This is a genomic window from Paenibacillus sabinae T27 (assembly GCF_000612505.1).
Lineage (GTDB): Bacteria > Bacillota > Bacilli > Paenibacillales > Paenibacillaceae > Paenibacillus_AQ > Paenibacillus_AQ sabinae.
The window spans coordinates 3,436,531-3,454,180 of record NZ_CP004078.1 but is presented as its reverse complement, the minus strand read 5'-3'; the positions used below and the strand labels follow the sequence as shown (position 1 = coordinate 3,454,180).

19 protein-coding genes and 1 pseudogene are annotated in these 17,650 nt (G+C 54.5%); all 20 read left to right on the top strand.

Annotated features, from left to right (window positions below):
- The first annotated feature begins 460 nt into the window (after positions 1–460).
- The 20 genes and pseudogenes from trpE to PSAB_RS15805 all read left to right on the top strand — a co-directional run bounded on the left by trpE (position 461) and on the right by PSAB_RS15805 (position 17,593).
- Positions 461–2,014 carry an anthranilate synthase component I gene (gene trpE, locus PSAB_RS15895; protein WP_025335575.1) on the top strand — a complete coding sequence of 518 codons (1,554 nt, stop codon included), beginning with the start codon at positions 461–463 and terminating at the stop codon, positions 2,012–2,014.
- Positions 2,015–2,082: 68 nt separating this feature from the next.
- Positions 2,083–3,129, top strand: coding sequence for an anthranilate phosphoribosyltransferase (trpD, locus tag PSAB_RS15890; RefSeq protein WP_025335574.1), 1,047 nt, complete (start codon positions 2,083–2,085; stop codon positions 3,127–3,129).
- On the top strand, positions 3,116–3,946 hold the full coding sequence (gene trpC, locus PSAB_RS15885; protein WP_025335573.1) for an indole-3-glycerol phosphate synthase TrpC: 831 nt from the start codon (positions 3,116–3,118) through the stop codon (positions 3,944–3,946). Before trpD ends, trpC begins: the two co-directional genes overlap by 14 nt.
- Positions 3,939–4,619: a phosphoribosylanthranilate isomerase gene (locus tag PSAB_RS15880; RefSeq protein ID WP_025335572.1), complete on the top strand. Its 681-nt coding sequence runs from the start codon at positions 3,939–3,941 to the stop codon at positions 4,617–4,619. The genes trpC and PSAB_RS15880 overlap by 8 nt, the downstream gene beginning before the upstream one ends.
- Entirely contained in the window at positions 4,616–5,815 is a 1,200-nt protein-coding gene (trpB, locus tag PSAB_RS15875) for a tryptophan synthase subunit beta (RefSeq protein WP_025335571.1), read from the top strand. The genes PSAB_RS15880 and trpB overlap by 4 nt, the downstream gene beginning before the upstream one ends.
- Positions 5,812–6,633 carry a tryptophan synthase subunit alpha gene (gene trpA / locus PSAB_RS15870; RefSeq protein ID WP_025335570.1) on the top strand — a complete coding sequence of 274 codons (822 nt, stop codon included), beginning with the start codon at positions 5,812–5,814 and terminating at the stop codon, positions 6,631–6,633. The genes trpB and trpA overlap by 4 nt, the downstream gene beginning before the upstream one ends.
- 41 nt (positions 6,634–6,674) lie before the next feature.
- Positions 6,675–7,772 (top strand): histidinol-phosphate transaminase, encoded by a 1,098-nt coding sequence (gene hisC / locus PSAB_RS15865; protein WP_025335569.1) that lies wholly within the window; start codon positions 6,675–6,677, stop codon positions 7,770–7,772.
- A 45-nt stretch (positions 7,773–7,817) separates the two neighbouring features.
- Positions 7,818–8,912 carry a prephenate dehydrogenase gene (locus PSAB_RS15860; RefSeq protein WP_025335568.1) on the top strand — a complete coding sequence of 365 codons (1,095 nt, stop codon included), beginning with the start codon at positions 7,818–7,820 and terminating at the stop codon, positions 8,910–8,912.
- Positions 8,913–9,465: 553 nt separating this feature from the next.
- A complete protein-coding gene (locus tag PSAB_RS15855) occupies positions 9,466–10,062 on the top strand; it encodes an RNA polymerase sigma factor (protein WP_025335567.1) in 597 nt (198 codons plus the stop codon).
- Positions 10,059–10,652 (top strand): anti-sigma factor, encoded by a 594-nt coding sequence (locus PSAB_RS15850; RefSeq protein WP_025335566.1) that lies wholly within the window; start codon positions 10,059–10,061, stop codon positions 10,650–10,652. The genes PSAB_RS15855 and PSAB_RS15850 overlap by 4 nt, the downstream gene beginning before the upstream one ends.
- Before the next feature lie 125 nt (positions 10,653–10,777).
- On the top strand, positions 10,778–11,365 hold the full coding sequence (locus PSAB_RS15845) for a histidine phosphatase family protein (protein ID WP_025335565.1): 588 nt from the start codon (positions 10,778–10,780) through the stop codon (positions 11,363–11,365).
- 90 nt (positions 11,366–11,455) lie between these two features.
- Entirely contained in the window at positions 11,456–12,544 is a 1,089-nt protein-coding gene (locus PSAB_RS15840; RefSeq protein WP_025335564.1) for a hypothetical protein, read from the top strand.
- A gap of 175 nt (positions 12,545–12,719) precedes the next feature.
- Positions 12,720–12,927, top strand: a pseudogene (locus PSAB_RS26475) (hypothetical protein); the annotation flags it as partial.
- Complete coding sequence (locus PSAB_RS15835; protein WP_025335563.1) at positions 12,915–13,094, top strand: IDEAL domain-containing protein; 180 nt, start codon at positions 12,915–12,917, stop codon at positions 13,092–13,094. The pseudogene PSAB_RS26475 and the gene PSAB_RS15835, both read left to right, overlap by 13 nt.
- A 68-nt stretch (positions 13,095–13,162) precedes the next feature.
- On the top strand, positions 13,163–13,591 hold the full coding sequence (locus tag PSAB_RS15830; protein ID WP_025335562.1) for a DUF2487 family protein: 429 nt from the start codon (positions 13,163–13,165) through the stop codon (positions 13,589–13,591).
- A gap of 193 nt (positions 13,592–13,784) precedes the next feature.
- Entirely contained in the window at positions 13,785–14,339 is a 555-nt protein-coding gene (locus tag PSAB_RS15825; RefSeq protein ID WP_025335561.1) for a QcrA and Rieske domain-containing protein, read from the top strand.
- Positions 14,340–14,345: 6 nt separating this feature from the next.
- Positions 14,346–15,017 carry a menaquinol-cytochrome c reductase cytochrome b subunit gene (qcrB, locus tag PSAB_RS15820; RefSeq protein WP_025335560.1) on the top strand — a complete coding sequence of 224 codons (672 nt, stop codon included), beginning with the start codon at positions 14,346–14,348 and terminating at the stop codon, positions 15,015–15,017.
- Positions 15,018–15,045: 28 nt separating this feature from the next.
- Positions 15,046–15,921 carry a menaquinol-cytochrome c reductase cytochrome b/c subunit gene (locus PSAB_RS15815; RefSeq protein WP_025335559.1) on the top strand — a complete coding sequence of 292 codons (876 nt, stop codon included), beginning with the start codon at positions 15,046–15,048 and terminating at the stop codon, positions 15,919–15,921.
- A gap of 51 nt (positions 15,922–15,972) precedes the next feature.
- Positions 15,973–16,635, top strand: a complete 663-nt coding sequence (locus PSAB_RS15810) for a DUF1405 domain-containing protein (RefSeq protein WP_084266537.1) — start codon at positions 15,973–15,975, stop codon at positions 16,633–16,635.
- Positions 16,636–16,690: 55 nt separating this feature from the next.
- The gene (locus tag PSAB_RS15805) at positions 16,691–17,593 is read left to right on the top strand and encodes a sporulation protein YpjB (RefSeq protein WP_025335557.1); all 903 of its coding nucleotides are present in this window, start codon (positions 16,691–16,693) and stop codon (positions 17,591–17,593) included.
- Positions 17,594–17,650: the final 57 nt, after the last annotated feature.

The following is a 17,650-nucleotide window of genomic DNA, read 5'->3' as shown; positions in this document are numbered from 1 at the left end:
CCAAATAATAGGTTGTCTCAGGGGTTGTCAATGAGCGTTTGTATCATGTATAGTGTAATCAGACGAGTGAAGCAGAGTTAGATCAGAGTTGAGATGAGCAGAGAAGAGCTGAGTGATAGGGATTTATTGTTGATACAGCAGAAGGCGGGTATGCCAAGCGCGGGATTGCGGACACGAGGTTCGCAGGGACGCACGGATATTTGAGCATGACCTGTGCCTGATTGTATCGTTTAAGATCGATCTCCACCCTTGGAGATATCGTCTTGTTCGGATATTGGTTGTTGCATTGCTTTGAATGCGGGGATCTTGTTTGCATCTTCCGGGGCAGAGCGGTTGCAATTGCCTGATGCCGAAATCCCGCTCTTTTTATACGCTTGCTTAACCTAACCTCTACTTCGGTGGAGGTTTTTCTGTATTTTCAGCTCGAATACCCTTTCTAAAGTTCAAGGAGGAACGACAAATGACCAGTCCCAGTGTTGAACAAGTGATATCGCTCTCGCGGCAGTATAACCTCATTCCGGTGGTAAAGCGGCTCCTGGCCGATATGGAAACGCCGATCCGGATTTTTCAGCGGTTTGCTGGACGCAAGAATGCCTTTCTGCTGGAAAGCGTGGAGGGCGGCATCCAATGGGCCCGGTATTCGTTCATCGGCAGCGATCCGTTCCTGCTCATTTCCGGCAAAAAGGGCGCCATCAACGTGGAAATCGGCGGCGAGAAAAGGCAGCTGAACGGCAAACCGATTGAAGAGCTGAAAGCCCTGCTCCGTTCTTACCGCAGCCCGAAGCTTGCGGAAATGCCCCCGTTCACCGGGGGGGCGATCGGATTTTTCGGTTACGATCTGCTTCAGTATTACGAGAAGCTTCCGGCGCATGCCAGCGACGATTTAAAAATGGACGATATCCGTTTCATGTTCTGTGACCGGATTATCGTGTTCGACCATGTGAAGCAGCAGATCCTGCTGGTAGGAAATCTTCACATAAAAGATGGAGACAGTGATTCTGATATCCTGGCCAATTACGAGCAGCTGGACCGCAAGCTGGAAGAGATGGCGGAGGAGCTGCACAGCCAGGGACCGCAGGAAAATCTGAACCGGCGCAGCATTCCGCAGGATATCGAGCTGGGCGATATTCACTCCAATCTGACGAAGGAGCAGTTCGTCGGCAATGTGGAGAAGGCCAAGGAATATATCCGGGCTGGCGATATTTTTCAGGTCGTGCTGTCCCAGCGGTTCCATATCAATACCGAAGTGTCCCCGCTTCATGTGTACCGTCTGCTGCGGACACTGAATCCGTCACCTTATATGTACTATCTCAAAATGGACGATGAAATCATCGTCGGCACTTCGCCGGAGGCTCTGGTGAAAGTGGACGGAGACCGGGTGGAGACCCGGCCGATTGCCGGAACAAGGCCGAGAGGCGAGAATGAGGCGCGGGACCGGGCGCTGGCGGCTGAACTGCTGGCGGATGAAAAAGAGAGAGCCGAGCATCTGATGCTCGTCGATCTGGGACGCAATGATCTCGGCCGCGTCTCCAAGTTTGGAACCGTCAAATGCGATTCTTTCATGGAGATCGAGAAATACTCCCATGTCATGCATATGGTATCGAATGTTTCGGGCAAACTCCGCGAGGACAAAGATTTCTTCGACGCTTTTCTTTCCTGCCTTCCGGCGGGCACCGTCTCCGGAGCTCCAAAGCTGCGGGCGATGGAGATTATCGCCGAGCTTGAGCGTGAAGCGCGCGGAGCCTATGCGGGAGCGATAGGGTACCTTGGCTTCTCCGGAAATATGGATTCCTGCATCACGATCCGGACCATTATTTTCCGCAAAGGCCGGGCCTATGTTCAGGCGGGGGCGGGTATCGTATGGGATTCCGTGCCGGAGAAGGAGTACGAGGAGACCGTCAACAAAGCCAAGGGCATGCTGAAGGCGATTCGGATGGCCGAGGCGATGTTCCCGGCGAAGGCGAAGGACAGGGGCAGCATCAATCAGGATTACATGTACGAATATACCCCTTGACCGGGCTTTTGCAAAAAGCGGCTGAAGCGATAATCAATCTCTGAGGAGCGAGAGGAGAACATACGGCAATGAGCAGCATTACTCAATTGGTGCAGTCCGGAATCGCCGGGCTGATTGAAGGCAAGGATTTATCCCGGGAGCAGGCGCGTGACATTATGGGCGCGATCATGGAAGGAGCGGCTACGCAGGCCCAAATCGGCTCGCTGCTTACCGCTCTGCGGATCAAAGGCGAGACCGTCGATGAGATTACGGGCTTCGCGCAGGCGATGCGCGGGTTCGGAACTCAGGTCGCCACGGAGAATGAGCGGCTCCTGGACACCTGCGGAACCGGCGGCTCCGGCATCCACAAGTTCAACATTTCCACGGCTTCGGCGATTATTTCCGCAGCCGCGTCGGTCCGCGTCGCCAAGCACGGCAACCGTTCCGCATCCGGAAGAGCGGGCAGCGCTGACGTGCTGGAGGCGCTTGGCGTCAACATTCATCTGGACGCGGAGCAGGCGAAGCGGTGCCTGAACGAAATCGGCATCTGCTTCCTGTTCGCGCAGATTTATCATCCGTCCATGAAGCACGCCGCTGGCCCGCGGAAGGAACTCGGCGTTCGGACGGTGTTCAACATGCTCGGACCGCTGACGAATCCGGCCGGAGCGGACCGGCAGCTCCTCGGCATTTACGACCGGGATAAGACCGAGACGGTGGCCCGGGTGCTCAAGGAGCTTGGCTCGAAACGCGCGCTCGTGGTCAGCAGCCTCGACGGTCTTGACGAGATCAGCATTTCCTCTCCGACCGTCGTGTCGGAGCTTCGGGACGGCGCGGTAACGACTTATGAAATTACCCCGCATGATCTGGGGCTTCCCAGCCATCCGCTGGAAGCCGTTCTCGGCGGCGGACCCGAAGAGAATGCGGCGATTATCCGTACGGTGCTAGAAGGCGCGAAGACGCCTTACCGGGACATTGTGCTTGCCAATGCTGGAGCCTGCATCTATGTCGCAGGCCTTGCGGATACGCTGGCTGAAGGTGTCCGGAAGGCGGCGGAAATGATCGATTCGGGCGAAGCGGCACGCAAGCTGGAGCAGCTGATCGCCATTACGGAGGAACTCAAACATGTATCTCGATAAAATTGTAACTACCAAGATCAAAGAGGTGGAGACGCTCAGCGCATCGTTCTCCCTTGCCGAAGTGGAGCGCCAAATCGCCGGACTGCCGGCAACCCGCGGATTCCGCCGGGCGCTTACGCTGGGACGACAGCGGGAAATGGGGCTGATCGCCGAAGTGAAGAAGGCGTCTCCCTCCAAAGGGCTGATCCGCCCGGATTTCGATCCTGTCCAGATCGCAAGATCCTATGAAGCTGGCGGAGCGGACTGTCTCTCCGTCCTGACCGACCAGCAGTATTTTCAGGGCAGCGGAGAATATCTGACCCAGGTCCGGGAGGCGGTAAGCCTGCCGCTGCTGCGCAAGGATTTCATTATCGACGAGAAGCAAATTTATGAAGCCCGCTTGATCGGAGCGGATGCCATACTGCTGATTGCGGCAATACTTACTCCCGCCGTACTCTCTTCCTTCGCAGACACCGCGGGAAGCCTTGGACTCGACGTATTGATCGAGGTTCATGACCGCAGTGAGCTGGAAGCGGTGCTGAACACGGGCAAGGCGGAGCTTCCCCATGTGCTGCTCGGCATCAACAACCGCAATTTGCGAACGTTCGAGACCGCGCTTGCCACAACGGCCGAGCTTGCGGCGCTTGCTCCGAAAGGTGTTCCCCTGATCAGCGAGAGCGGAATCGCGGGGCCGGAGGATATCGCCTATTTGAAGTCGAACGGCGCGGACGGCGTGCTGGTCGGGGAATATTTCATGCGGCAGGAGGATGTGGAACAGGCGGTCGGAAGTCTGCTCGGCCCGGTTACCCGTGGCGAGGGCCGGGTGCGGAATGGCTGAGACGAAGGTAAAAATTTGTGGACTTCAGGACGTTGAAGTGCTAAAATCTATGGTACACTTGCCGGTTGATTATATCGGCCTTGTCTTTGCTCCGAGCCGCCGGAAGGTATCACCTGAGCAGGCGGCGGGACTGGCTTCCGTCCTAGGAGAATGGAAGACAGGGCAGGCTCCGCTTGCCGCCGGGGTCTTTGTCAATCCGGAGATGGACGAACTGAACGGGATTCTGGCCGCTGTACCGCTAGGCGTTATTCAGCTGCATGGGAACGAGAGCCCGGCATTTTGCCGTGAGGTGAAGGAAGCTTTCCCGAGTGTTCAGATATGGAAGGCGCTTCCGGTAGCTGCGGCTGAAATAGAGGATACTGATAACAATGGATCGCTGCTGGAAAGCTATACCGGCGCGATTGACGCCCTTCTGCTTGATACGCTTGATGAGGCGCAGAGAGGCGGCTCCGGGCGGACGTTCGCCTGGGACAAGATTCCCGCTTACCGTAAGAGGGCGCGGGCTATGGGAGTGCCCCTTTTTGTAGCCGGCGGTCTTTCGCCAGATAATGTAGGCGGGCTGCTGGAAGACTACGCGCCGGATGGAGTGGACGTGTCCAGCGGAGTGGAAAGTGACGGAGTGAAAGATATCGCCAAAATGACAGCTTTTGTGGAAAGGGTGAAGCAATCATGATACAGGTGCCGGACCGGCATGGACGTTTCGGAGCTTTCGGGGGACGCTTCGTGCCCGAAACCTTGATGAATGCATTGATCGAGCTGGAAGAGGCTTATAACAAATTCTCGGCAGACCCGAAGTTTCAGGAGCAGGTTGAGTATTTACTTAAGCAGTATTCCGGACGGGAGACGCCGCTGTACTACGCCGAACGGCTCAGCACTCAGCTGGGCGGGGCGAAAATATATTTGAAGCGTGAGGATTTGAATCATACCGGTGCCCATAAGATCAACAACGCCATCGGGCAGGCGATTCTCGCCAAAATGATGGGCAAGAAGAAGGTCATTGCCGAGACAGGCGCAGGCCAGCACGGCGTGGCGACCGCCACGGTTGCGGCGCTGCTCGGGATGGAATGCAAGGTGTTTATGGGCGAGGAGGATACCCGCCGCCAACAGCTGAACGTATTCCGTATGAAGCTGCTGGGAGCCGAAGTGGTATCCGTTACATCGGGATCCCGGACCCTCAAGGATGCCGGCAACGAGGCGCTTCGCTACTGGGTCAGCAACGTGGAAGACACCTTCTATGTGCTCGGCTCCGCGGTAGGTCCGCATCCGTATCCGATGATGGTCCGCAATTTCCAGCGGATTATCGGGGATGAGACACGGAAGCAAATTCTGGAGGCGGAAGGAAGGCTGCCGGATCTGCTCGTAGCCGCCGTCGGTGGCGGCAGCAACGCCATCGGCATGTTCTATCCGTTTCTGGAAGACGAGAGCGTGGGCATGATCGGCGTCGAAGCCGCAGGCAAAGGCGTCGATACGCCGTATCATGCCGCCACGATGAGCAAGGGAAGCCACGGGGTGTTCCAAGGCTCAATGAGCTATTTGCTTCAGGACGAACACGGTCAAGTAATCGAGGCGCACTCGATCTCCGCCGGGCTTGATTACCCCGGTGTCGGACCGGAGCACTCCTATCTGAAAGATATCGAACGCGTCAAATATGTGCCGATTACCGACCGGGAAGCGCTCGATGCCCTTAAGCTGCTCTGCGTGACGGAAGGGATCATTCCCGCACTGGAATCGGCCCATGCCGTGGCGCAGGTTGCGAAGATCGCGCCAACGCTCTCCAAGGATGACATCATCGTTATCTGTCTGTCGGGCCGAGGCGATAAAGACGTGGAATCGATTATGGCGTATACGGAAGGGGAAGGGCTGAAATGACGACCGAAACGACAAACCGCATGGATCTCGCGTTCCGCCGCCTGAAGGAGCAGGGCCGGACGGCACTGATTCCGTTTCTTACTGTGGGCGATCCTGATCTTGAGACCAGCCTTGCGATTATTGCCGAGCTGGAAGCAGCCGGAGCGGATATGGTCGAACTGGGAGTTCCCTATTCCGATCCGCTGGCGGACGGGCCGGTGATCCAGCGCGCTTCCGCGCGGGCGCTGAAGGGGAACGTTCACCTGCGGACCTGTATGGAAGCGGCGCTCAAGGCCCGCAAGGCAGGAAGCCAGCTTCCGTTCATTCTTTTTACTTACTACAATCCCGTGCTGCAAATGGGACTCGATACATTCTTCGCGGAACTGGGTAATCATGAAATCAGCGGATTGATTATCCCGGACCTGCCAATTGAGGAGTCGGAGGAGATGCGCCGTCGCAGCCGCGAGGCCGGCATCAACCTGATTCCGCTGGTCGCACCGACCTCAAGCGAACGTATCGCCAAGATCGTAAATGACGCCAGCGGCTTTGTTTACTGCGTGTCCTCGCTCGGCGTGACAGGCGAACGTTCGTCTTTCCATGAAAGCGTGGACCGGTTCATTGAAACCGTCCGTCAATCGACCGACCTTCCGGTAGCCGTCGGATTCGGCATATCCACACCCGATCAGGTTGCCAGATTTGCCAAAATCTCCGATGGCGTCGTAGTCGGAAGCGCAATCGTCCGCAAAATCGAGGAAGTGATTGTCCTGCTTCAAGACCCGGCGAAGCGTGCCGAGGGACTGTTGCAAATTCGCAATTTTGTGGCACAATTAAGACCGTAGCTGTACACATCGATTGATTTTACTGAGAGAGAGGACCGCTCATGAAGCCGAAACCCCATATCGTTAACCTTCCGGTATACAAGCCGGGCAAGCCCATAGAAGAAGTGAAGAAGGAGTACGGCCTGGACGAGGTCATTAAGCTGGCCTCCAATGAGAATCCGTACGGTTCCTCGCCGAGTGCCAAAGCCGCAATACAGGCCGAGCTTGATCAGCTCAGTCTGTATCCCGACGGTTCAGCCGCCGAATTGACCGCCGCACTGGCCGCCCATTTGGGGGTGAACGCGGAGAACATCATTTTCGGCTGCGGCTCGGACGAAATTATTGCGCTGATCGCCCGCGCCTTCTTCCTCCCCGGCGATGAGACGATCATGGCCGACCAGACCTTCTCCGTATACAAGAGCAATGCGGATATTGAAAGAGCGGTCAGCATCGAAGTGCCGCTTGTACAGGGCACCCACGACCTGGATGGGATGCTGGCCCGCGTGACCGATAAGACGAAGGTCATCTGGGTCTGCAATCCGAACAACCCGACAGGGACGTTTGTGCCTGAATCGGCGCTGACGGCTTTCCTTGATGCGGTCCCGGACCGCGTTATGGTTGTGCTTGACGAAGCGTATTACGAGTATGCTACCGATTCGTCCTACTCCAACGGCATCAAGCTGCTGGAGCGTTACCCGAACCTTGTCGTGCTACGGACATTCTCCAAAATTTACGGGCTGGCCGCCCTGCGGATTGGATACGGTGTCGCCAGTCCTGAAATTATTACGCTGATCAACCAGGTGCGCGAACCGTTCAACACGTCGCGTCTTGCTCAGGCTGCGGCTCTCGCGGCGCTGGGAGACCGGGAATATGTTGAAGAATGCCGGCGCCTTAACAGCGCGGGGCTCGTTCAGCTGCAGGATGAATTCAAGCGGCTTGGGCTGGAATACTTCCCGTCGCAGGGGAACTTCATTATGGTTGACGTCCGCGTGCCGGCGTTCGATATTTTCGAACTGCTGCTTCGCAAAGGTGTCATCGTAAGAGCCGGGCACCGCCTTTATCCTACCTGGATCCGGGTTACCGTCGGATCGCAGGAGCAGAACAAGGTCTTTATCCAGGCTTTGGAGGCCGCCCTCCAAGAGCAGGGCGTTCAGGCATAGCACCGGCCTGGCAAGGAATATACAGAAGGCGAGTTGTTCAAAGACATGACGACTAAGATTGCAATTTTCGGCGTCGGGCTGATTGGCGGTTCCCTTGCCCTTTGCTTCAAGGGCAGGGAAGGCCTCAGCGTTGTGGGACACGCCCACCGCCCGGAATCTGCTGAGAAATATGTGAGCAGAGGCGTAGTCGACAGTGCGACGCTGTCATTTGAAGAGGCGGCGCTGGACGCCGATTTTATTTTTTTATGCGTTCCGGTTGGAATGCTGGAAGATTATCTCCTCAGGCTGAGCAAGCTGCCGCTGAAGAAGGGCTGCATTATTACCGATGTCGGCAGCACCAAGGCGAGCATCGCGGAATGCGCTTCTTCGCTTGATCTGCAGGACGTTCATTTTATCGGCGGCCATCCGATGGCAGGATCGGAACGTTCCGGGGTCGAAGCGGCCTCGTCGCTGCTGTTCGAGAACGCCTATTATGTGCTGACTCCGCCGCCGGGCGTACCCGAAGAGGCGTATGAGTCGCTCAAGGCCCTTCTGGTACATACGAGAGCGCAAATCGTGCGGCTGGACCCGCAGCGGCATGATGAGATTGTCGGAGCGATCAGCCATTTGCCTCATATTATTGCCGTGGCGCTAGTTAACCAGGTTCACGGGTACGATTCCGGCGACTCGCTTTACAGCACGCTGGCTGCGGGCGGTTTCCGCGACATAACGCGGATCGCATCGAGCGAGCCTGTAATCTGGCGGGATATTCTGCTGAACAACCGCGAGGTAATGCTTAAACTGCTCAAGGACTGGAATGAAGAGGTGTCTTCCTTCGTACAGCTGCTGGAGAACGCCGACGGCGAAGGGATTGAGGAGGCATTCAAGGAAGCAAACGGGTTCCGCGGCAAGCTGCCCGAGCGGCGCAAGGGAATGATTACCCCGCTGTTCGACCTGCATATCGACGTTCCCGACCACCCCGGCATTATCGGACGGATTGCCACGGAGCTGGGCGATCAAGGCATCAACCTGAGCAACGTGCAAATTATCGAGAGCCGGGAGGACGTTCCGGGCATTATGCGCCTGTCCTTCCGTCAAGAATGCGATATGGAGCGGGCCAAAGCGCTGCTGCAGCGGCGTGATTACACGGTGTATGTATAGCAAGAGCAAGGCCGGGCGAATGCCCGGCTTTTTTATATATCCCTCAATTCGTCCAATCCATCCAAAAAACAAAAAAATAGACCGCTTTCAAAAGCGGCCCTTGCTCATTTAGAGCTTAGTATTTGGATAGGAGTGGAGAGAAACCATACTGTACTTTTATTATATGTATCCGTTTACATTTTGTCAACGCTTTCACGAAAAAAATTAGTTCATTATTTATGAGCCTCGTTTGGCAAGTCATAATCCTGTTTTCCAGCGGGTGCAGGTAAGCCCAATTTTTTGTCGAATAGGGTTAGCAGAAAGAAGTTTCCATCCCGCGTCCGTCTATTCATGTCACCGTTAACCGAAATGTGGTACAATAGGTAAGTATTTTTGTAGATTTGCCGATAGAATAATATATTAAGTTTAAAAATAGCCGTCTTGAATATACATATAAACCGGTATGAAAATCGGTTCTTTTTTTTCAGAACAACCGCAACTTTTCTGGACCCGCTCGGTAATAATGATTACGGACGGGATATGACGTGCTATGGCGAGGAGGAAACGCCCAACCATGACGGATTCCCAGTTAATCCAGCTGATCAAGCAGGGAAATACCGAACTTTATTCAGAACTCATGCGACGTTACCAACGCAAAATCCTGGCATTTGTCTATCATATGCTAAAAAATTCCCAGATGGAGCTCATCGCCGAAGATCTCTGTTCCGAGACGTTCTACAAGGCTTTTCGCAGCCTTCATTCCTTTCGTGAAGTTGACGCTTCTTTTTCCACATGGCTGTACACGATCGCCCGTAATACCGTGCTCAGCGAGCTTCGGAAGAACCGCGTAGGCAATGTGTCGCTTGAGGAAAGCGGCTATACGCCTGTCGCGCCGCTGGAAGTTGCGCCGGAGCAAGCCGTGCTGCGCAATGAACGGATGAGTCTCGTACGCAAAGCCATCAATAATCTTCCGGAGAAGCAGCGGTCCGCGCTGATTTTGCGGGAGTACGACCAAATGGATTATCAGGAAATCGCGACCATTCTAGACCAGAGCGTAAGCTCGGTCAAATCGTTGTTGTTCCGCGCCAGAAGCAGCGTGAAGCTGCAGCTTGAGTCCTATTTTTACGAACCTGCATATGCTGAACAGCCTGAGAGGATGAAAAGCCAATGAACTGTAGAGAAGCGCAGAATTTGATTCCGCTTCTTTGGGATGCTCCCCCGGGCAAATTGGAGCGCATCGCTTTATTGCAGCACGTCTCGCAATGCTCCTATTGCACGGCCGAATGGGAGATGTGGGAAGAGAGTACCCGTATGATCCAGGACATAAAGTCCGAGGTCAGCGAGGAACGCGCCGAGGCAGTCAATGCGCGCGTGATGGAACGAATTTACCTGGAAAGCCCCTGGCTGATGCCGGGGGACGGCAAGTCCCCAGGCAAGCCTGGAATCTTCCGGCGGCGGATCAGCCTGTGGATCGCCTGCTTTCTCGCGATATTCCTGTCCAGTTTTCTGTATTTTACATTGGTGCAGACGCCGGACAACACCACAATGGCGAAGAGCGGGATCGTACCGACCGGAGTCGCAGGATCGACTGGCGATTGGCAGTCCGTATATCCGGTTGAATCCAGCGGCAGCCAGATTATCGAGCCGCTCGTTGTAAGCATGGGTCCGACCCATCCTCAGTACTGGATGGTGCTGTCGATGCTGGGAATCGCCCTATCCATTTTTTCGTTAACCCGGCTTAACCGGTACCGCAGGCATTGAAGAAGCTCTCTTGAACAGCCAAGAGGGCTTTTTTGATGTGTCCGCAGCCTGTCAAAAAAGAAGACATTTAAGCTCATCCATGGTACAGTAAGAAAAAAATATACGGAAAAGGATGGGAGTTACTTATGTTGATGGGCTTGATACGCCATGGACAGACCGATTGGAACGCTGCCGGCAGGATTCAAGGACAAAGTGATATCCCGCTCAACAGTGAAGGGCGCAGACAGGCGGAAATGCTGGCGGAGCGCCTGCTGCACGAACCTTACCGCTGGGATTACTGCATTACTAGCAATCTTTCCCGGGCGGAAGAAACGGGAAAAATTATTGCCGGCCGGCTCGGGCTTCCGCTGCTTGAGGCAGACGAGCGTATCAGAGAACGCGCATACGGGCAGGTAGAAGGGCTTACAGCCGCCGAGCGCGAAGCGAGATGGGGAAAGGACTGGGCTTGTCAGGAATTCGGCCAGGAGAAGGATGAACAGCTTCAGGCGCGGGCGCTTGCCTTTATGGGAGATTTATCCGCGAAGCATCCGGACAAGAATGTGCTTGTCGTGTCGCATGGAGGGCTGCTGGCCCAGCTCTATGCCGCGCTGTACAAGAACAGATATTCCGAGCGGATCGGAAATCTGTCCCTCACCATTTTGGAGAAGAAAGAGAAGGAATGGAACCCTCTGCTGTACAACTGTACCCGCCATATCCTGCAAAATCAGCGTTAACCCGATGGCCTCGGGTTATTTTTTTTGCGAAAAATGGAATAAAAAAAGCCAGTAATCCCATAATGGTATTAAAACAGCGAGGCGATGAATATGAATCTGGCGGATATGCTCAGCTTTGCGGACATGAACCAGCTGACGGCTATAGCAGGCCGTTACCGCTGCGAATGCAAGCAAAATTCCAAGCAGGACCTCATTCAGACGCTGCTCTACACGCTTGGAAGCAAAGATTTTATGGAGGCCCAGGTAAGGGAATATTCACAGCAAGATTTGCGCTTCCTGAATGCGCTGCTGTTTGACGAAAGAAGCTATCTTACACTAGAGGATTTGCTTGCCGCAGCAAGGTCGGCGTCATTCGATACTCCGGCCGGACAGAACGGAGGCTACCGCGATACCGTGGCCCGGTTCAAGAACGGAGGCTGGCTCTTTAACGGAACTTCCCAGCAATCCAGGTACTTGTTTCAAGTTCCGAAGGACTTGAAAGAACGTTTCCGGGAACGGATGGCGGCACGGCTTAAGGAGGGAGTGGAGCCTGGCGGAGAGCCCGATTTGTACAGGGAGGAGGGCGACCTCGCCGCAGCAGATTTGCAAGCGGTCCTGCGCTTTGTAGGGCAAGACGAGCCGGAGCTGAATCTGGAAGGAGCCATGTATAGAAGGTGCCAGCAGATGCTGATGAACAGCCTGCATATCCCCGAACCGCTTCTAACGAAAGGCGGCTGGCGCTTCGGGTACGGCAGAGCCTGCGAGCATTATCCGCCAAGGCTGGCCCTCCTGTACGACTTTGCCCGCCATCGGCGGTGGATTGCAGAGGATGGGCAGCGGCTTAGATTGACGAGTACGGGCGTGGCGGTTTTGGAAGAAGCAAAATACGAATCACTGATGCAGATTTTCTCCTTTTGGTTAAGACTTTATAAAGGCGCTATTCCAAACCTTCCATCACTCGTATACTGGATTGGCGTGTGCGCGGACGAATGGGTGACGGTTAAATCTTTGGAACATGCGCTGGGCTGGCTGATCAAGCCGTTCTATTACGATGATGCCGGTTCAATTCTGGAAAAACGCATTCTGCGTATGATGCTGCATCTGGGAATGCTGCGCGCGGGCGAAGCGGCTTCAGGCCCCGTCGTTAAAATGACGAATTGGGGAATGGAAATGGCGCAATCCAAACAGCTGCTCCTGTAGAGAGCAGAGGAGCTTTGCAAGGCCGCATCACCGAGGGAGCAAGACTTCCCATTGATGCTAAACTAAAGGGGGAAAGTGCTTGCGGATTGCGTATGGGACCTACATACCGCAGCTTCATCCGTCCATCTATATGGCTATAGGAGCAAAACTCATAGGTGATGTAAAATTGCGCAGCATAGGCAGAGGAACATTAATCGGAATGGGCGCCATTTTCGTTGAACAGAGCAGAGATTGGTGAATATGCTTTAGTAGGAGCCGGTTAAATTGTAACCGAAAACAAAAAATTCCCCTACACTCTTTCCCTCGGATCTCCGGCCAGGGCCGTACGGGAAAGAACATGGAACAACATAAACAGCGGAGGTGTATTCGAATGGACAAAATGAAGGCAACCTATGAAGTGATGTTAGGGCTCGCGGCAGAAATGGTGTGGGACGAAGCGCTGCGCAAGCGCCGGTGCGCCATCTTGTACCGTGAGATTGACACGGCGCTGGCGACCGGTGACGAGGTTGCATTTCGAAACCTGACAGAAGAACTGAAAAGTTTGGCATAGAAGAGATGCGCTTCGCGGCGCACCTCTTTTTTTGCGGAAATCAAATAACGGCGAGAGGCGGCGGCAGGATGAAATTCAGCGACTTCGACAGAAGCAGTTGGGAAGAGAACGGAAAATATTATGATACCTGTCTCATTCCATATACAGGATTAACCGGTAAAGAATCGCCTCCCCAAACGGCCGACCGGCTTGGGCAGCTCCGGGATGCTATTTATCTCGTGGAACGTCCTTTCAAGGGACGGATCGTTGTATACCCCGCAGTACAATATAATGAAAATGAGAAATTTGGTATTATAAATGAAATATGTCACAATATCAAATCCAATAATTTCCGGTATGTCGTCGTGCTGGACGGGGTGGGAAATCTTTTGCAGGAAACTATTTTTGAAAGCGATTTAATCATTGCCGTTAAGGACTTTTTCGGGGATAATAAAGATAAGGCTATAGCGCTTTCCATACAAAAAATCCAGCAGATGTGGCAAGAAAATATGAGCTGAAAATGTGACGGAAAGTCGACAATAGGTTTGAAGTTGAACGGTTGTCGATTCGTCAGACGATTTTATTGACGGTTATGGACCGCTGAGCTATGATTAGGTTGAATGGATATAAATGTGATTTTTATCATTGTAAACGTATTAATTGTTCTTTCAAGCGCTTTCCCAAATCCGATCAAGGGGGGTAAACGCAGATATGAGCAGCCATGACGAGCACCAGAATCATCCGAACAATAAGCCGCCCGGGCGTAAAGAAATGTCCCGCAGACAGTTTTTAACCTACACCCTCGGAGGAGCCTCCGCTTTTATGGGTGTGGGAGCCGTTCTTCCGATGATCCGTTTCGCCGTGGACCCTATACTACATAAGAAGGGCGAGGGAGAGTTTATCAAAGTCGCGGAAGAATCCAAAATCACGGGCGAGCCGCAGGAATTCCATTTTGAGCTCAAACAGCAGGACGGATGGTATGCCAGTACGGCGACGCTGACGGCATGGATCCGCAAAAACGAGCGAGGAGAAATTTATGCGCTTTCACCGATCTGTAAGCACTTGGGCTGCACGGTCGGATGGAACAATAACAAGGCTACGCCCAATGAATTTCACTGCCCATGTCATGGCGCACGTTACACCAAGGCGGGTAAGAATCTGGCCGTAGCGCCGAAGCCGCTCGATCAGTACAAGACGAAAATTGAGAATGGCTGGGTATACCTGGGCGATATTGTGCCCAATACCGAGGCCGCCAAGGAGGCGTAACCGCCGATGTTTAAAAATGTCTATAACTGGATTGACGAACGTTTGGACATTACACCCATCTGGAGGGATGTCGCCGATCACGAGGTGCCTGAGCATGTCAACCCGGCCCATCATTTTTCCGCATTCGTCTACTGCTTCGGCGGACTGACCTTTTTCATTACCGTCATTCAAATTCTGTCCGGCATGTTTCTGACCATGTATTACGTTCCCGATATTATCAACGCTTACGCCAGCGTCGAATATTTGCAGACCAAGGTCGCCTTTGGACAAATCGTCCGGGGCATGCACCACTGGGGTGCCAGTCTCGTTATCGTCATGATGTTCCTGCACACAATGCGGGTCTTTTTTACAGGCTCTTATAAGGCGCCCAGGGAGATGAACTGGGTAGTCGGGATGCTTATATTTTTCGTGATGCTTGGACTGGGACTTACCGGGTATTTGCTGCCTTGGGACAATAAATCGTATTTCGCCACAAAAGTCACGCTGGAAATCGCCAACTCCGTGCCCGTGCTGGGTCCGGTGCTCAAGGAGCTGATGCAGGGCGGCAATATTGTCGGAGCCGAGACGCTGACGAGATTTTTCGCCCTTCATGTATTCTTCCTCCCGGCGGTGCTGCTTATTCTGCTCGTGGGACATTTCGTCATGATCCGCAGACAAGGCATTTCGGGCCCGCTGTAACGGCATTCGAAGGAGAGGAGGACATAAGGTGGCACATAAAGACAGCTCCAAGGAAAAAATTGTCTTTGTCGGCGATTCCAGGGTCAGGCGGGGAAACGGCTTTATCGCTCCTCCGGACTATTCCGCCTATCCCGGGAAATCGGAGGCGTTCATCCCGAACTTCCTGCTCAAAGAATGGATGGTCGGCGTTGTCGTGCTGGTCGGGATTCTCGTGCTGACGATTTCGGAGCCTGCGCCCCTTGGCTTTCCCGCCAATCCCGGCGCGACGGTGATCCCGGTCCCGGACTGGTATTTTCTGTTTCTGTACCAATACCTGAAGCTTCCTTATGCCTCGGGTGATTATATCGTTCTAGGCACGATGGGCGTTACGGGCGTTGCTTTCGGCTCCCTGCTGCTGGCTCCATTTCTGGATACAGGCAGGGAACGCAGGTTCTACCGCAGACCGATTGCTTCGTCGCTGATGTTTCTGTCCCTGGCCTCCATCATCTATCTGACGAACTCGGCGTGGACGGAGTATAAGCATGAAATGGCGGCCACGGGCCAGGTGCCCGAAGATGTGCAGCGTGAGGAGAAGGCGGCCGAGAATCGGGCCAAGGGACTGCCGACAAGCAGCGCCGTACAGGCAAAAGAGGTAGCGATCGTAGACAAGGAAGATCCCGCCATGGCTGTCTATCAGAAGGCCGGCTGCGTGGCCTGCCATGCCGCCGACATGAAGGGAGCAGCTGGACCGTCGCTGCGCGGCGTCGGTGACAAGCATGACAAGGCGGGCATTTTAAAGATTATCAAGGAAGGGTACAATAACAAGATGCCCCCCATGTACGACACCGCCATCAATGCCGGGTTGACCGACAAGGATATTGATCAGCTGGCGGAATGGCTTGCGAAACAAAAAACCGAACAGTAAAATAGAGGAAAAAAAGCATAACCTGATCGAATCATACGGTCAGGTTTTTGCATGCTTTGGGGGAGGCCTGTCGTGTCGAGAGTCGGTAGGGTAGTGGACAAACTGTTTAACAACCGGGGAATGATCTGGCTGCTGCTTGCGGTCAATATTCCGGGAACCATTTATGGATACATATGGTATGGGAATCAATTGGCTTATACGGCCTCCCATTACCCGGGGTGGCTGCTGCCGTTTGTGCCCGACAGCCCGACGGCAAGCCTATTCTTTACACTGGCGCTGATCTTCATGCTATATCCGCCCAAGACGGTGGCAGGAGTTACGACAAGAGCGTTGATCGAAGCGTTGGCGGTAGTTACATCCGTCAAATACGGCATTTGGGCGGTCTCCATTATTGTAGCCGGCGGCTACCAGGGCGGGCCGGTTGATTGGCAGGACTGGATGCTGATGATTTCACACACCGGAATGGCGGTAGAGGCGCTGCTGTACGCCCGGTACTTTATTTGCCGGAAAATGATTCCGGTTGCGCTCCTGTGGACTTTGCTAAATGATACCGTCGATTATTCCTACGGTGTATATCCTTGGCTTCCCGCCACGCTCGAGGACGATGTGCTGCAGATTCAGCTATTCACCATTGGCCTGACCTTAATCAGCTCCTTGGCCGCCTGGCTCGCTTCGAGGGATGTCCGGCTGCGGCGTCAGCGCACGGAGCGATAAGACGATGTTCTAACCCTTGTCCCTGCGCATACACATAAGGCAGGAGGGATGTCTCATGCTGCGCGGGAGGTATTGGGTGATGATGACGCTGCTCGCCTTGGTCTGCACGGCGGCAGCCGGATGGGATAGTGCAGGCGCCGCAGGCTATAACGAGGTTCTTCTGCCTGTGAGCAGATCGGTATCCGGTATGGCGGGTACGCCGGCGGAACCGACGCAGCCGCCTATTGCGGCCAAAGCAAGCGCGCTGCAGCTGGAGAAGCAGGCGGAGGCGCTGTACGGTTACGTTACGGAAGGCAATATCAACAAAACAAGGGAAACAATCGATGCGATTTCCCGGCTGTTCGTCGCGTCTTCTTTTGAAGGACTTACATCCGTTGAAGGAGTAAATGCGCTCTCCGGAGCGATTCTGGACATGAAAGCCGCCGCTTCGGCGGTCAAGCTCCAGCCGGAGCGGTGGGAGACGGCCGCGGCAAGGCTCCGTCTGGCCGCCAACAGTCTGACCCATCCCGGTCAGCCGATGTGGCTTCAATATTACAAGCTCATCCGAGAGGATCTGAACGATATGGAACGCAGCGCGGCCGGCAGCGATCAGGCGGGCTGGAGAACGGCGGTTTCCCGTCTGCAGGAGCGTTACGATACGATTCGGCCAGCGGTCATTATTGCCCGTAAGCCGGAAGAGGTCAACCGGTTTGATGCATGGCTCTCCTATGCTTCCGGGCTGGCGTCGGCTGCTCGTCCCCCGGGCAGGGAGGAGCTTATGGACGCTGTCTCGAACGGCCGGGAGGCCGCAAGGGTGATGTTCGGGAAAGAGAAGGATGAGCCGACCCTGTCTCTCCCTCTGGGTCCGAGGGAGTACGGCCCGGCCGGGTGGCTCGGAGCGGGATTTATTCTCGCGGCGCTGGCCTATACCGGATACAGAAAATATAGGGGAGAGAAAAGCCGCTGGAATCCGTACTGAATGAGCGGCGTTGAAGAGACGGCTTCGTTATTTCAATAGGCGCCAGAAGTGAGCGCA